Annotated in this window: 9 protein-coding genes; 3 read left to right on the top strand and 6 right to left on the bottom strand. The window is 68.0% G+C overall.

Features of this window, described 5'->3' with window-relative positions; translation table 11 throughout:
- Window positions 1-98 precede the first annotated feature (98 nt).
- Together J3A66_RS03505 and galA are read left to right on the top strand one after the other, a co-directional pair.
- The gene (locus J3A66_RS03505; RefSeq protein ID WP_031396151.1) at window positions 99-836 is read left to right on the top strand and encodes a GntR family transcriptional regulator; all 738 of its coding nucleotides are present in this window, start codon (window positions 99-101) and stop codon (window positions 834-836) included.
- Between the two features lie 22 nt (window positions 837-858).
- Window positions 859-3780 (top strand): beta-galactosidase GalA, encoded by a 2922-nt coding sequence (gene galA, locus J3A66_RS03500; protein WP_209567179.1) that lies wholly within the window; start codon window positions 859-861, stop codon window positions 3778-3780.
- 61 nt (window positions 3781-3841) lie between these two features.
- On the opposite strand, the gene nagE is transcribed toward galA, so the two are convergent.
- From nagE to J3A66_RS03470, 6 genes are all read right to left on the bottom strand, one after another.
- Entirely contained in the window at window positions 3842-5575 is a 1734-nt protein-coding gene (gene nagE, locus J3A66_RS03495) for an N-acetylglucosamine-specific PTS transporter subunit IIBC (protein WP_209567177.1), read from the bottom strand.
- Window positions 5572-8073: a phosphoenolpyruvate--protein phosphotransferase gene (ptsP, locus tag J3A66_RS03490; RefSeq protein ID WP_209567175.1), complete on the bottom strand. Its 2502-nt coding sequence runs from the start codon at window positions 8071-8073 to the stop codon at window positions 5572-5574. The genes nagE and ptsP overlap by 4 nt, the downstream gene beginning before the upstream one ends.
- Window positions 8074-8116: 43 nt before the next feature.
- Window positions 8117-9259 carry an N-acetylglucosamine-6-phosphate deacetylase gene (gene nagA, locus J3A66_RS03485; protein ID WP_209567173.1) on the bottom strand — a complete coding sequence of 381 codons (1143 nt, stop codon included), beginning with the start codon at window positions 9257-9259 and terminating at the stop codon, window positions 8117-8119.
- Complete coding sequence (locus J3A66_RS03480; protein WP_209567171.1) at window positions 9256-10326, bottom strand: SIS domain-containing protein; 1071 nt, start codon at window positions 10324-10326, stop codon at window positions 9256-9258. Before J3A66_RS03480 ends, nagA begins: the two co-directional genes overlap by 4 nt.
- An 85-nt stretch (window positions 10327-10411) precedes the next feature.
- The gene (locus tag J3A66_RS03475) at window positions 10412-11179 is read right to left on the bottom strand and encodes a copper homeostasis protein CutC (protein ID WP_245336695.1); all 768 of its coding nucleotides are present in this window, start codon (window positions 11177-11179) and stop codon (window positions 10412-10414) included.
- Between the two features lie 4 nt (window positions 11180-11183).
- Entirely contained in the window at window positions 11184-12197 is a 1014-nt protein-coding gene (locus J3A66_RS03470; protein WP_209567170.1) for a N(4)-(beta-N-acetylglucosaminyl)-L-asparaginase, read from the bottom strand.
- Window positions 12198-12400: 203 nt separating this feature from the next.
- On the opposite strand from J3A66_RS03470, the gene J3A66_RS03465 reads away from it, so the two are divergent.
- A complete protein-coding gene (locus J3A66_RS03465) occupies window positions 12401-15469 on the top strand; it encodes a TonB-dependent receptor (RefSeq protein ID WP_209567168.1) in 3069 nt (1022 codons plus the stop codon).
- Window positions 15470-15563 lie beyond the last annotated feature (94 nt).

Genomic DNA, 15563 nt, shown 5'->3' with positions numbered 1-15563 from the left:
TTGGCGCCGGTCTGGTTGCCGCGCGGCTGTGCTTTGGCTATCCTCCCGCGCCAGGACAGGGTGTGGCGCGCTTCGGGCTGCCAGTCAAAGGGGGGTACATGGCGTTTTCCGATGATATCGGACGCTTTCGCAAGGGCAATCCGTCGCCGCTCTATCTTCAGTTGCAGGATCTGATCCGCAACGCGATCGGCGAGAAGCTGCTCGTCCAGGGCAATGCGATCCCCGCCGAACGCGATCTGGCGATCGAATATGACGTCTCGCGCATCACCGTGCGCAAGGCGATCGGCGGGCTCGTCGAGGAAGGGCTGCTGACCCGGCGTCGGGGTGCGGGCACGTTCGTCGCCGGCCGCGTCGAAAAGAGCTTCTCGAAACTGTCGTCGTTCAGCGAGGACATGGCGGCACGCGGCCGGACATCGAGCAGCACCTGGATCTCGCGATCGGCGGGCCAGGTGAACCCCGAAGAGGCGATGGCGCTCGGCCTGTCGCCGGGGGCGCCGGTGTTCCGCTTCAACCGCATCCGCTATGCCGACGAGGAGGCGATGGCGCTCGAATTCTCGACCATCGCGGGCTATTGCCTGACCTCGGTCGATGGCGTGACGGACTCGCTCTATGCCGCGCTCGAAGCGGCGGGGAGCCGACCGGTGCGCGCATTGCAGCGGCTGCGGGCGGTGCCGTTCGGGGGCGAGCATGCGCGGATGCTGGGGGTCGATGCCGGTCATGCCGGGCTGCTGATCGAACGCCGCGGCTTCCTGCGCGACGGACGCGCGGCTGAATTCACGCGCTCCTATTACCGCGGCGACGCCTATGACTTCGTCGCCGAACTGGCCGACATCTGATCCGTTAAACCGAAAGACTGCCATGAACCGACGCCAGCTCCTCATCGGCACGGCGGGCGCCGGTGTCGGCGTCGTCGTCCGCCCGACCGACGCCTTTGCCGCTGCCGGGGCTGGCCCGGGTCGGCAGGCAGGCGAGGCCGGCGCATTGCCGATGCCCGCGCCGTCGCGGACGCTGCCGCCTGCGATGCATGTTCAGGACCTGTCCTGCACCCGGATCGAACGCGGCTGGGTGTTTCATGAAGGCGATGTCGCGACGCCCGCGCCCGAGGGGCATAATGCGACCTATCTGAGCGTGAAGGCGGGCAACGCGCTTGGCGCCGCGGCGATGGCGTTCGACGATTCGGACTGGGCGCCGGTCCGGTTGCCGCACGACTGGGCGTCCGCGCAGCCGTTCGAGCGCGACGCGAATATCTCGCAGGGCTATCGCCGGCGCGGGATCGGCTGGTACCGGCGGACGTTGCGGCTGGAGGCGGACGATCGTGGCAAGACGATCGCGCTGCGGTTCGACGGGATCGCGAGCAACGCGACGATCTGGGTCAATGGCAGCGTCGTCGCGCACAACTGGTCCGCCTATAACAGCGTAGAGATCGACCTGACCCCTTTCGCGCGGTTCGGCGAGGACCTGAACATGATCGTCGTGCGCGTCGACGCCACCGCGATGGAAGGCTGGTGGTATGAAGGCGCCGGCCTGTACCGGCATGTATGGCTGATCCGGCGGGCGCCGGTCGCGATCGTCACCGACGGTGTGCACTGCGATCCGCGACGCGACCCGGCGGGGGGCTGGCACGTGCCGGTCGCGGTGACGATCGGCAGCATCGCGCGGGCTGCGGTCGGCGTGACGATCGAGACGATCCTGCTCGACCCGGACGGCAAGCCGGTCACGACGGCGCGCGCGGCGGCGAGCGTCGCGCCGCTCGATCCGGTGGTGGCGACGCTGACGATGCCGGTGACGGCGCCCCGCTTGTGGTCGATCGAGACCCCGACGCTTTATACCGTTCTGACGCGCGTGATGCGCGACGGCAGCGTCATTGACGAGCGGCGGACACGCGTGGGGTTCCGGACGATCCGCTTCGATGCGGACCGGGGCTTCTTCCTGAACGCTCAGCCGGTGAAGCTGAAGGGCGTGTGCCTGCATCAGGATCATGCGGGCGTCGGCACCGCGATTCCCGACGCGCTGGTCCGCTGGCGGCTCGAACGGCTGAAGGCGATGGGGTGCAACGCGATCCGCTGTTCACACAATGCCCCGGCGGCGGAACTGCTCGACCTGTGCGATGAGATGGGGTTCGTCGTGATGGACGAGAACCGCCAGTTCAATCCCGCGCCCGACTATATGGCGCAGCTCGAATGGATGGTGCGGCGCGATCGCAATCATCCGAGCGTGATCCTGTGGTCAGTGTTCAACGAGGAGCCGATGCAGGGGACGGAGGCCGGCGTCGAGATGCTCCGGCGGATGGTCCATGCGACGCATGCGCTCGACGACAGCCGGCCGGTGACCGCGGCGATGAACGGCGCCTTCTTCGATCCCGTCAACGTCTCGAGCGAAATCGATGTGACGGGGTTCAATTACTATCAGGGCGATTATGATCGCTTCCACCAGCTCAACCCGACCAAGCCGATCACGAGTTCGGAGGATACGAGCGCCTATGAGACGCGTGGGGCCTTTGCCAGCGATCCGGCGCGGCATGTCCAATCGTCCTATGACGTCGAGGCGGCGAGCTGGGGGGATACGCATCGCGGCACTTGGAAGAAGATCGTCGAGCGGCCGTTCGTCGCGGGTGGGTTCGTGTGGACGGGGTTCGATTATCACGGCGAACCGACCCCGCATGAATGGCCGACGATCTCGAGCTTTTTCGGCATTCTCGACCTGTGCGGTTTTCCCAAGACCGCGTTCGACATCCACCGCGCGCACTGGGTCGATGCCGCGCCGGTGGTGAGCATCACCCCGCACTGGACCTGGCCGGGGCGGGAAGGCCAGCCGGTCACGCTGCTGGTGATGAGCAATGCCGAGCGCGTCGAGGTCCGGCTGAACGGCCGGGTCGTCGGCGAGGCCGCGGTCGACCGGATCATGGGGAATGAGTTCGTCGTGCCCTATGCCCCCGGGCGGATCGAAGTGGTCGCGCGGCGCGGCGGTTCGCCGGTGGCACGCGCGGCGCATGAGACCGCCGGTCCGCCGGTCGCGCTGCGGCTGACGCCGGCGCGGACGGTGATGGCGGGTGATGGTGAGGATGCGCAGCCGGTGACGATCGACGCGGTCGATGCGGCAGGACGCCATGTGCCGACCGCCAACCTGCCGACGCGGTTCGCGGTCGAGGGGGCGGCGATCATCGGGATCGGCAATGGCGATCCGAACAGCCATGAGAGCGAGAAGGGCAATGCCCGATCACTGTTCAACGGCCTCGCGCAGGTCATCGTCCAGGCGGGCGAGGGGCGGGGGCGGATCGTGATGACCGCGACCGCGCCGGGCCTGAAGCCGGCGCGGCTGACGATCGATCGCGCGGGTCTCGCGCCGCCTGCGCAAGTTGCCGTGACGCTAGCTGCGATGGCGATCCGCGAGTGGCGTCGTTCGCTGGCGATGGCGACGCGGCCCGATCCGGCGCTGGCACCGGTCGATGGCGACAATAACAGCTGGGCGTTCGTGCGCAGCGGGACCCCGGTCGATTCGGATCGCGCGGGCCGCTGGCGGATCTACCGCACGACGGTCACGCCGTGGCGGCGGGTTGCGCAGGAGGGGGGCGTGATCCGCTTTGCGGCGATCGCCGGGCGTGCGGAGCTATGGGTCGACGGCACGCGGGTCGCGGTCAAGGACGCCGCATCGGTCGGACCGTTCGAGGCGGCGGTGCCGCCGGGCGGCGGCGTGCGGACGATCGCGGTGCTGGTCGAGGCGGCGCCGGGCGGCGCGTCCGGGCTCGTCGGCGGCGTGACGCTGGAGCCGCGCGCACGATAACAAGGGCCGTGCCGTGCCGCCCGTCCCTCGGCCGATGCCGAAGGGTCGGGCGGAATGGACGTCAGGCGGGCGTGTGGATCAACGTCGCGAGCGTCGCGTCGGTCCCGAGCAGGTGCAACTGACCGGCAGCGGGGCGTGCGGTGGCGCGGAGCCCGAGCCGTGCGAGGCGCGGTTCGTCGATCGCCGCAGCGTCGGCCAGTTCGATCCGCACCCGACCGGGGTGGCGGCTCGCAGCGACGACATTGCCCTCGCCACCGAGTGCGGCAAAGGCCGTATCCGACAGCCGCACCGCAGGGGTGTCTGGAACGGGTGCGGCAGTCGCGGCGGGCGCAGCGCTGGCGACAACTGCCGGACCGCCCAGGGCGAGCGCATCTCGGATCTCGACCGCGACCACATCCGCAATCGGGCCGAGCACGACCTGCAGCGCGGCGTTTGACGGGCGCAGGATACCACGTGCACCGAGCGCCTTCAGAGCGGCGTCGTCGACCGCGGACTGATCGACGACGATCAGACGCAACCGCGTGGTGCAGGCGCTGACGGTGGTCAGGTTCGCACCGCCGCCGAGCGCCTGCGCGAATGCCGCACCACGGCCGCCCGCGACGGGGGCCGCGGCGACAACGCTCGCCTCTGCTTCCCGGCCCGGCGTGGCGAGGTCGAACTTGCGGATGAAGAAGCGGAACAGCCCGTAATAGAGCGCGAAATAGACCGCACCGACGGGCAGCAGCAGCAGCGGCCGTGTCGCCTTGCCATAGTTGAGAACATAATCAAGCAGCCCCGCCGAGAAGCCGAAGCCGAGCTTCACGCCCAGCGCGTTCATCAACGCCATCGACAGGCCGGTCAGCACCGCATGGACCGCATAGAGAAGCGGCGCGAGGAACATGAAGCTGAACTCGATCGGCTCGGTTACACCGGTCAGCGCGGAGGTCAGCGCGAGGCTGAACAACATGCCGCCGACCGCCTTGCGGCGTTCGGGAAGCGCGGCGTGATACATGGCGAGACAGGCGGCGGGGAGACCGAACATCATGACCGGGAAGAACCCAGCCATGAACGCTCCGGCATCGGGATCGCCCGCGAAGAAGCGCCGCAGATCGCCCGTCGTGCCGTGATAGTCGCCCGCGACGAACCAGACGATGTTGTTGACCAGATGATGCAGCCCGGTGACGAGCAACAGCCGGTTGAACAAGCCGAACAGGAACAGGCCGATCGCACCGCTGCCGCTGACCGCCAGGCTGAGCTGATCGACGCCCGCGTTCAGGATACCGAAGCCCGCGCCGAAGATGACCGCGAAAACCAGCCCGGCAACGCCGCTGACGATCGGAACGAACCGACGTCCGCCGAAAAAGGCGAGATATTCCGGCAATTTGATTGCCGAGTACCGGTTGTAGAGCAGCCCGCCGGCGAGCCCGGACAGGATCCCGATCGGCACGTCGAGCCGCGCGATCGCCTTGGCCTTCCAGGCTGCGGCGACAATCTCGAGCGTCGGGGTCGCTATCCCCGCGACGACGTCGGCGGGGACGGATAGGAACACCTTGCCCGCTTCGGTCGCGACGAGGAAGCACACGACACCCGCCAGACAGGCCGCGCCATTGCCGTCGCGGGCGAAGCCGGTCGCGACACCGATCGCGAACAACAGCCCGAGATGCGAGAAGATCGCGTCACCGGCGGCGCTCAGGAACGCGATGTCGAGCAGGTCGGGCTGGCCGAGACGCAGCAACAGGCCGGCGATCGGCAGCACCGCGATCGGCAGCATGAGCGCACGGCCGAGCGGCTGCAGGGCTTCGAGTATCGACTTCATGCGGCAAACTCCCGGGCGAGCGTTCGGACTTGGGCGGCGGAGGTGCAGGCGAGGCACGCGGTCGCGTGCGCGCGGCAGGCCTCCATGCCGAGCGTGGCGACCAGCGCCTTGATCTCCGGAATGATCGCCGGCGCGCAGGAGAGTTCGGTGACGCCGAGGCCGATCAGGATCGGCACGGCAAGCGGTTCGGAGGCCAGTCCCCCGCAGACGCCGGTCCAGCGCCCATGGACCGCGCCACCCTTGCAGGTCTGCGCGATGAGGCGGAGGACGGCGGGGTGGAGACCGTCGATACCCGGCGCGACCGCCGGATTTCCGCGGTCCATCGCCAGCGTATATTGGGTCAGATCATTGGTGCCGACCGACAGGAAGTCGGCTTCGCTGGCGATCAGGTCCGCGGTCACCGCCGCGGCGGGGGTCTCGATCATGACGCCGACCGGGACGCGATCGGGCAGGTCGAGCTCGGCGGCGATCCGGTCGACCGCGGCACGGACTGCGCGCAGCTCGTCGAGGCTGGCGATCATCGGCACCATGATCCGGCACTGACCCGTGGGGCGTACCGACAGGATCGCGCGGACCTGATCCTCGAGCATCTGCGGATAGGCGAGCCCGACGCGGATGCCGCGCAGGCCCAGTGCGGGATTTTCCTCGGCATCCATCGGCAGATAGGGGGCCGGCTTGTCGCCGCCGATATCGAGCAGCCGGACGATCAGCGGGCGACCGTCGAGCGCATCCGCGATCGCCTGGTAATCGGCGGTCTGCTCGGCGACGCTCGGTGCGGATTCGCGTTCGAGGAACAGGAATTCGGTGCGGAGAAGGCCGGAGCCTTCTGCCCCGTTGTCGCGCGCGAGCTGGGCATCGCCGATCGATCCGAGATTGGCGAACGCCTCGATCCGCGTCCCGTCGCCCATGCGGCAGAGCTCGCCGGCGCGCGCGAGCATGTCGGCGTGGCGCATCTCGGCCTGGGCGAGGCGGACCTGCGCGGCGACAAGCGTGTCCGCGTCGGGATCGACACGCATGAGCCCTTCGCTCGCCTCGAGGATGACGGGCGTGCCGTCCGCCAGCGGAGCAAGCGCGGGGCCGACCGCGACCAGAGCGGGCAGGCCGATCGTCGCGGCGAGGATGGCGACATGCGACGTCGGCCCACCGCGCGCGACGCACAGGCCGATAACCGTCGCGCGGTCGAGCGCCAGAATGTCGGAGGGCAGCAGGTCGTCGGCGAGCAGGATCGTCTCAGGCGGAAAGACCGGGACGGTCGTCTCGACGCCTTCGAGGACCGCCAGCAGCTGGCGTTCGAGGTCGAGCATATCGTCCGCGCGCTCGGCGAGCCGTGCATCGGTGCCGGCTCGCAACGCGTCGGCAAGCGGACGGATCGTGGCGCGCCAGGCGTGGCCCGCGCTTCTGCCCGCGGCGATCTGCGCCTGCGTTCCGTTGCGCAGCACGGGATCGTCGAGCATCGCCGCATGCGCCTCGACGATCGCCTTCTGCGCGCCCGCGCTATGGCGGGTCTGCTCGGCGAGTCGCGCGGCGAGCGTCGTGATCGCGCTCGCGAACCGCTCATTCTCGACGGCGATGCCCTGGCCCTGTTCGGGGACCGCGATCTCGGCATGGCGGAACCAGCGCGCCTTGCCAACCGCGAGGCCCGGTGCAGCGGTCACGCCGAGCAGTGCGCCGTCGATCGCCGCACGCGCCGGGCTGGCTGCTGCCGGGGTCGGGGCGGGTGCCGGAGCGGCCTCGTCCATGCCGCTGAGGATCAGCGCCGCGATCGCGTCGAGCGCGTCGGCGGCGTCGGGGCCCCGCGCACCCAGCGTGATCGGGTCATTGTACCGCACCCCAAGCGCGAGCAGCCCGATCGGGCTGAGGATGCTGGACGTGTTCGCATCGCGCGTGACCGTGACGTCGGCGGTATAGCGTTTCGCGAGCGCCCCGAGCCGCGCGGCGGGGCGCGCGTGGATCCCGTGGGCGAGCGGCACGGTGATCGTCCGCGTCAGGATGTCGCCCGCGGCCGCGCCACCTGTGGCGGCGTCGGGCCGGATGCCGGCGACCGGTTCAATCGTCATCAGCGGGTCGCCGAGCGCGACCTCCCGGTCTGTCGTGCACTGCGTGATGGCGAACCGGTCGGGGTTTACGACGATGATCGGCGTGACGACGGCGCGTGCCTCGCGGACGAGCAGGTCGAGATCGAAGCGGATCAGCGGCGCACCCGTGACGACCCTGTCGCCGACCGCGACGCACGGCGAGAAACCGCGACCGCCGAGCGCGACGGTATCGAGCCCGATATGGATCAGGATCTCCGCGCCTTCCGCGGTACGCAGCGTGATCGCATGGCCGCTGTCGAGCAGCGTCAGCACGGTCGCGTCACAGGGCGCGTAGAGCCCGTCGCCGGTCGGATCGATCGCGACGCCGTCCCCCAGCATGCGGTCGGCGAAGACCGCGTCGGGAACCTGGTCGATGGGCAGCGCCCAACCCTGCATCGGCGCGCTCAGGAGGATGGGAGCCATGGGATCGTCCTTGGTGCCGTAAGGGGGGTAAAGTGGGGCGCGGTCAGGCGGACGGAACGCCGCCAAACCAGGTGCCCAGGGGGTGGAGATCGTGCGTCAGCCGCACCCAGTCGGCACGCTGCCCGGGCGCAAGCGCCCCGCGCGTGTCCGACAGGCCGAGAAACGCAGCCGGATAGGTCGATGCCATCGCGGCGGCGACTTCGGGCGCAAGGTCGAGCCGCGCGACCGCATTGCGAACAGCACCAGTCATGTCGAGATCCGATCCCGCCAGCGTGCCGTCCGCGCCGACGCAGCGGCCATCCTCGACATGGATCGGCCGCCCCTGGATCGTGAAGGACTTATCCGCCGCGCCGACACAGGGCATCGCGTCGGAGACGAGCATGAACCGGTCATGCGGGCGGCTGCGCAATGCGATCCGCAACGCGGCGTCATCGACGTGAAAGCCGTCGACGATGATCCCGCAATAGACCGACTGGTCGTCGAGCGCTGCGCCGACCACGCCGGGCGCGCGGTGGATCAGCGGCGACATCGCGTTGAACAGATGGGTGACGCCGGTGATGCCCGCAGCGATGCCCGCGGCGGCGGTTGCATAGCTTGCATCGCTGTGACCGATGCTGACCAGCACTCCGGCGGCGGTGAGCGCGGCGACCTGATCGGCGGTGACGCGTTCGGGCGCGAGCGTCAGCATGACGCGGCCGCGGCGGGGACGCGTCATCAATTCCATCAGATCGTCGTCGAGATCCTGGAAGCGCGACGCATCATGGATGCCCTTGCGGGCCGCACTGATGACCGGGCCCTCGACATGAATGCCGACCACGCCCGGCACGCCGGCATCGATCGCGGCGTCGACCGCATCGAGCGCACGCGCGATCACGTCGGGCGTGTCGCTGATCAGCGTCACCATGAAGGCGGTCGTGCCGTAGCGGGCATGCGCCGCACCGATGGCGGCGATCCCCTCGACCGTGGTGGCATCGTTGAACAACACGCCGCCGCCGCCATTGACCTGCGTGTCGACGAAGCCGGGCATGATCCAGCCCCCGTCGAGGTCGATCGTCTCCGCCACGGTGTCCGCGACGGGCGCCGCGTCGAGGCTGACGATCCGGCCGTCTTCGACGACCATCGTCGCGTCGGTGAAGACAGCGGCCGGCGTGACGATATGGCCGTTGGAAAACCGGAAAGTCGTCATAGTGTGCGCGTCACCTTGGCAAGATGCGAGGGCGCGTCGGGATCGAACCCGCGCGCCACGGAAAGGGCGTTGACCAGCTTGTAGAAGCTCTGGATCATCAGGACCGGCTCGATCGCCGGATGCGCGGTGAGCGCGGGCAGCGTCGCGTCGCCGGCCTGCGCGTCGCGCGCGGCATCGGCCAGCAGGACGCAGGCGCCGCGCCCCGCAAACTCGGCCGCGGCGTCGCGCACGCCGTCGCCGGCCGCGTCGGAGGTCGCGAGCGCGAGCAAGGGGAAACCGTCCTCGACGAGCTGCATCGGACCGTGGCGCACCTCGGCCGAGCTGAAGCTTTCGGCGTGAAGCGCGCAGGTTTCCTTCATCTTCAGCGCCGCCTCGTTGGCGATGCCGAAGCCCGGTCCGCGCGCGATGACGAAGAGGTTGGTAGCAGTGCGCAACGGCTCGATCGCGCTGGACCAGTCGAGCGCCCAGGCACGCTCCAGATCGGCGGGAAGTGCCGCCACCGCGTCGCGCAACGCATCATCGTCGGCCCATTCCGCGGTGAGTGCCGCCAGCGCCGCGAGCGCGCAGATATAGGATTTGGTCGCAGCGACCGAGCGCTCGGGACCGGCCTTGAGCGCGATCAGCGTGTCGGCGGCGGCGGCGAGCGGCGAGGTCTCGTCATTGACCAGCGCGACGACATGCGCGCCGCCTGCCTTCATCGAGGCGACCGTCGCGAGCAGATCGGGGCTGCGGCCGCTTTGCGAGATGGCGATGCACAGGGTCGTCTGCGCGGAAAGCTCTGCGTCGTACAACGACACGACCGAGGGTGCGGCGGCCGCGACCGGGATGCCGGTCTTCGTCCAGATCAGGTATTTGCCGTAAACCGCGGCATGATCGGACGATCCGCGCGCGCAGGTCACGACGACCGCGGGCGGTGCGGCCCGCAGCTTTGCGCCGAGTGTCGCGAAGGCGTCGGCATTGGCCGCGAGCAGCCGGGCGACTGCGGCGCCCGATTCCGCCGCTTCGCTGAACATCAGCGTGGCTTCCGGGTCGCGTGCCGCCAAGGGGGCGGGGGGGGCGTTGGTCATGACAGCTCGCTCTCAGGATCTTGCACGGTGACCGTATGGCGGCCTTCGTCGTTGGATTACGCCAAGCGTAAGTTATAGATTGGTCTTATTCAAGCGTGTGTTTCTGCGTAAGCATATGCGACAGCTGGCGGATGCGGTCCGTACTGGTCGCGGTGCGGTTCGGCGCGGCGAAACCGAATCGCACGTCCACCGGGTCGGCCCCGCCGGCGATCGGCTGACGGCACGAGGCGTGGACTTCGGTGATGCCGGTGCGCAGCAGCGCGGGCAGTGATTGCGGGGACACGCCGCTGCCCGCGAGGATGATGATGCGTCCGGCGGCTTGGCGATGCAGGTCGGCCACTGCCTCGACCCCGTCGATTGCCTTGGGCGTCCCACCCGAGGTGAGAACCCGGTCGAAGCCGAGTTCGATCGCGGTGTCGAGCGCGGCGCCAAGATCGGAGCACACATCGAAGGCGCGGTGCAGCGTCAGCGACAGCGGTCTGCCGCGCTCGCTGCCAAGCGTCCGTGCGTGCGCGATCAGCTTGGCCAGAGTTGCCGCGTCGAGCCGGTGGTCGGCCAGGGTTGCGCCGATCACGATGCCCGCGAGACCGGCGTGCGCAGCGGTGACGATATCGTCGGCGATCAGCGCGATTTCACGCGGGGTGTACGCGAAACCGCCCTCACGCGGGCGTACGAGCAGGTGCGCGGGGAGGGGGCCCTGCGCCGCCGCGCGGATCAGCGACGCAGGCGGCGTCAAGCCACCGACCGCGAGCGCGGCGCACAGCTCAATCCGGTCGGCGCCGCCCTCCACCGCGGCATCGATGCCGTCGAGATCCTCGACACAGACTTCGAGCGTCATGGCGTCGCGCATCATGCGGTCAGCTCGCGAACAACGCGCGCGCTTTCAGCACCGTGGTGCTGCCGCGCGCGTCGGTGACGGCGTAGGTAAAGCCCGGCAACAGGCAGAAGGCCCCGACCGCGCCCTTTGTATCGAGCGCAAGAAAGCCGACCTGCACCCCGCGTATCGCGTCGCCGCGCAGTCGCGCGATATGGCGGACCACCTCTTCGCAGGCCTGTTGCGGCGACGCGCCCGCGCGCATCGATGCGACGACGCGCGCCGACCCTGCGACACGCGTGACCTCCTCGCCCAGCCCGGTCGAGGTCGCGCCGCCGACGCCGGCCTCGACATAGAGTCCCGATCCGACCTGCGGCGAATCGCCGACCCGGCCGCGCATCTTGAACGCCATGCCGGATGTGGTGCAGGCGCCGGCCATCCGCCCCGTCGGATCGCGCATCAGCAGGCCGATCGTGTCATGGTCGAGCGCGCCACCGGGCGTCCGCGTAATGCGGTTCTCGCTATTGGCCTCGGGACGATAATGCTCCGTCTTCAGCCAGTCGCGCCACGCCTTTTCCGCCTCGGGCGTCAGCAGCAACTGTTGCTTAAAGCCCTGGTCCCGCGCGAACCGCGTCGCGCCTTCGCCGACGAGCATGGTGTGCGGTGTCCGCTCCATCACCCGCCGCGCGACGGAGATCGCGTGCATCGTGTTCTCGAGCGCTGCGACTGCGCCGACGCCGCCTGCATCATCCATGATGACCGCATCGAGCGTGACATGGCCGTCGCGGTCAGGATAGCCCGAATAGCCGACGCTGTGATTGTCCGGATCGGCTTCGGGGACCATCGCGCCGGCCTCGACCGAATCGATCAGCGATCCGCCGGCGCGTCTGCGGGCAAAGGCTGCGGCGTTGGCTGCATCACCGAAATCCCAGGTCGACACGATCAGTGCGGGCGCAGGGCCGCCGGTTGCGGCGCGCGCGCGGGCGATCGGCGCAACAAAGGGCAGAGCCGCTCCAATACCACCAAACGCGGTCAGCAACGATCGTCTCGTCTTCATCAGCAGCCCCCTGTTGTCACCCTGGCGCCCAGTCGTATCGCAAGTCACGACGGTCGACCAGTCGTATGGCCATTTTACAACATCCGGTCCGAAACGTTACACAGTGGTCTTACTAAGGTATTGACTGAGACCCGATTATGACCAAAACCTTACGAAGGAGACGGGGGCAGGCGACAACGCTGGCCCAAACAAGGGTTTTTAGTATGAACGTGCGTAATTCGGCGTCTTATATGGCGCTTGCGGGGGCACTGATGGTGTCCGCGACCCCGGCGATTGGACAGGTCACGCCGGCACAGGCCGAGGCTACCACGCCCGCGGAGGCCAAGGTCGAGGCGGATGCGGCGACCGCGACCAGCGCCGTCGACGCGCCGCCTGCCGAAGACCGCGCTGGCGGAGGCGACATCGTCGTGACCGGATCGCGCATCCAGCGTCCGAACATGACCTCCGCCGCACCGATCACCTCGGTCACGTCGCAGGACATCCGCGCCCAGGCTGCGGTCAATGTCGAGGACGTGCTCAACCGCCTCCCGCAGGTCGCGCCCGACAGCCAGCAGACCTATAATGATTCGGACGGCCGGCAGCGGATCAAGCTGCGCAGCCTCGGGTTCGAGCGGACGCTTGTGCTGATCGACGGCAAGCGCCTCGGCACGCAGAACGGGCAGGACGTGGGCATCATCCCGCCGTCGTTGCTCGAGCGCGTCGACGTCCTGACCGGTGGTGCGTCGTCGGTCTACGGGTCCGATGCGGTGGCCGGCGTCGTCAACTTCGTCCTGAAAAAGGATTTCGAAGGCATCCAGCTCGACGGCAACTATAATTTCTACAACCACAACAACAAGGACACGGTCGTCTCGCCGCTGGCACGCGCAGCCGGCTTCAACAGCCCGCGCGGCCTGACCAACGATGGCGGCCGTGCCGACGTCACGCTGACCGCGGGCAAGAAGTTCTTCGACGGTGCGCTGCGGATCAACGGCTTCGTCAACTACAAGCATACCGACGAGGTCCTGCTGTCCGAGCGGTCGAACTCGGGCTGCTACCTCACGCAGACGAGCCTCAACGCGCCGATCTCGTGCGGCCTGACGCCGAGCAGCTCGACCAGCGGCCTGATTTCGCCACTGGACAGCAAGGGCGTCGCGACGGGGCAGTATGTCAACAACCCCAATGGCACGCGCACATTCGTGCCGTTCGGCACCGGTGCGGGCAATGCGTCGAACTATTTCAGCAACTACGCCTATCAGCGCCCGTCCGAGCGCGTGAACGCGGGTGGCTTCGTCAGCCTCGATGTCGCGCCGGACGCCGAAGTCTATGCATCGGGCATCTGGTTCCGCGACAAGTCGTACAACAACTACCCGGCGATCGCGGGCGGCAACGTCCAGGTGAACTGCAACAATCCGTTCCTGTCGGCTTCACAGGCCAGCACGATCTGCGGTGCGGCAGCGGGTACCGCGGCGTTTGCGCCGATCGACATCCGCTATCGCCTCGGCGAGGGCAACGACCAGCCGGACAGCTATCTGAACACCGGTCTGCGCCTGACCGGCGGTCTGCGCGGCAAGGCCGGCGATGCATGGACCTATGACATCGGCGGCGTCTATGCGCGCAACAAGCAGGACTACACGCCGAGCTTCGTCAACGCGGCCAATCTGCGGAATTCGCTGAACGTGGGGGGGACGCTCGCAGCACCGACCTGCGCAGGGACCACGGACGCCGCCTGCGTGCCGTTCGACGCGTTCAGCGCGGGCAACACCAATCCGGCGCTGATCGACTATCTCTACGACCGCGGCACGTCGACCACGATCGGTACGCTGTATGACGTGCAGGGGAACATCACCGGCGATCTCGGCAAGTACGGCGTCACCTCGCCGTTCGCCGAGCAGGGCGTCGCAATCGCGCTCGGCACCGAATATCGCAAGGATACGCTGAAATCGACCGCCGACAGCGTCTACCGCGCCGGGCTTGGTGGCAATGACACCTATCTCAAGCAGGACGTCTGGGAGGCCAATATCGAGGTCCAGGCGCCGCTGATCGAGCACAAGCCGTTCGCGGAACTGCTGCAGGCCAATGGTGGCTATCGCGTTTCGAAGTACAGCAGCAATTCGAGCAGCTTCAACACGTGGAAGATCGAGGGCATCTACGCCCCGGTCAGCGACCTGACGTTCCGTGCCTCGTTCAACAAGGCACAGCGCGCGCCGACCGTGACCGAGATCCGGCAGGCGACCAACGTCGATTTCGCCCGTGGCGGATCGGGCACGTTCAACGATTTCTGCGCACCGACCGTGACGACCAACGCCGCTGGCGGCGTGACCTATGGCACGCCCGTCGCCTCGCGTGAGGTCTGCCGCGCGACCGGCCTGTCCGACGCGCTGTACGGCAGCCCGACGCTGATCTGTCCGGGGGATGCATCTACGGGGGCGACCGGGTGTACGGTTCGCTCGGGCGGTTTCGAAGCCGATCCCGAAACGGCTTATACCCAGACCTATGGCCTGATCGTGAAGCCGCGTTTCGTGCCTGGGCTGGTGTTCTCGGTCGATCGCTACAAGATCAAGATCGACGACTCGCTCGGCTATAACGACTTCAGCTATTATACCGATGGCTGTCAGCGTTCGAACGGCGATGCGTTCTTCTGTCAGGGCATCGTCCGCAATCCCGGCACTGGCACGCTCTACTCGAACGCGGCCAGCAACCCGACGACCGGCTTCATCCGCCAGGGCACGACCAACTTCTACAAGTCGATCGCCCGCGGCTATGACTTCCAGGCGCAGTACACACTCGATCTTGCCAGCGTCGGCAAGATCGACTGGAACTTCAACGGCTCGCTGACGACTTTTGCAGGTGGTCAGGACTCGCCGGTCCAGCCGACTCGCAACTGCGCAGGCTATTACGGCAATGGCTGCGGTCAGCTGATCCCGAAATGGTCGCACGGCCTGCGCGCGACCTATACGACGGTCGACAAGGGGTTCAGCGCGTCGTTCAACTGGCGCTATGTCGGTTCGCTGACGAATGCGGACAATTCGGGTGATCCGGCGATCGGCGGCACGCCCGAGCGCGAGCGGAACAGCTATTTCCGCGTCTCGCCGAAGAGCTATTTCGATCTCGCGCTCAACTTTGCGATCGACAAGGCATTCTCGCTGCGCCTGATCGCGAACAACCTGCTCGACAAGAGCGCGCCGATCGTCCCCGATTCCTACAATGTCGCGCTCGCACGGACCAACACGATCCCGCAGCGCTACGACTCGCTTGGTCGCAATCTGGCGGTTGGTGCCACCGTCAGGTTCTGATCCCGTACCCCCACCTCAGGGCCCGCCGGAAACGGCGGGCCTTTTTTTATGCGCGCGTTCGGCGATGGAGAGGCGGGTTCGTGCTTGCGGGCGT

Source organism: Sphingomonas sp. PvP018 (assembly GCF_017876865.1).
Classification (GTDB): Bacteria; Pseudomonadota; Alphaproteobacteria; order Sphingomonadales; family Sphingomonadaceae; genus Sphingomonas; species Sphingomonas aerolata.
Note: the sequence above shows the minus strand (reverse complement) of the source record. Positions and strands in the feature narration are given on the sequence as shown.

Excerpts from the sequence above, each read along its gene's own strand:
- J3A66_RS03505 (WP_031396151.1), top strand. The coding sequence starts at position 99 with ATGGCGTTTTCCGATGATATCGGACGCTTTCGCAAGGGCAATCCGTCG.
- galA (WP_209567179.1), top strand. The coding sequence starts at position 859 with ATGAACCGACGCCAGCTCCTCATCGGCACGGCGGGCGCCGGTGTCGGC.
- nagE (WP_209567177.1), bottom strand. The coding sequence starts at position 5,575 with ATGAAGTCGATACTCGAAGCCCTGCAGCCGCTCGGCCGTGCGCTCATG.
- ptsP (WP_209567175.1), bottom strand. The coding sequence starts at position 8,073 with ATGGCTCCCATCCTCCTGAGCGCGCCGATGCAGGGTTGGGCGCTGCCC.
- nagA (WP_209567173.1), bottom strand. The coding sequence starts at position 9,259 with ATGACGACTTTCCGGTTTTCCAACGGCCATATCGTCACGCCGGCCGCT.
- J3A66_RS03480 (WP_209567171.1), bottom strand. The coding sequence starts at position 10,326 with ATGACCAACGCCCCCCCCGCCCCCTTGGCGGCACGCGACCCGGAAGCC.
- J3A66_RS03475 (WP_245336695.1), bottom strand. The coding sequence starts at position 11,179 with ATGATGCGCGACGCCATGACGCTCGAAGTCTGTGTCGAGGATCTCGAC.
- J3A66_RS03470 (WP_209567170.1), bottom strand. The coding sequence starts at position 12,197 with ATGAAGACGAGACGATCGTTGCTGACCGCGTTTGGTGGTATTGGAGCG.
- J3A66_RS03465 (WP_209567168.1), top strand. The coding sequence starts at position 12,401 with ATGAACGTGCGTAATTCGGCGTCTTATATGGCGCTTGCGGGGGCACTG.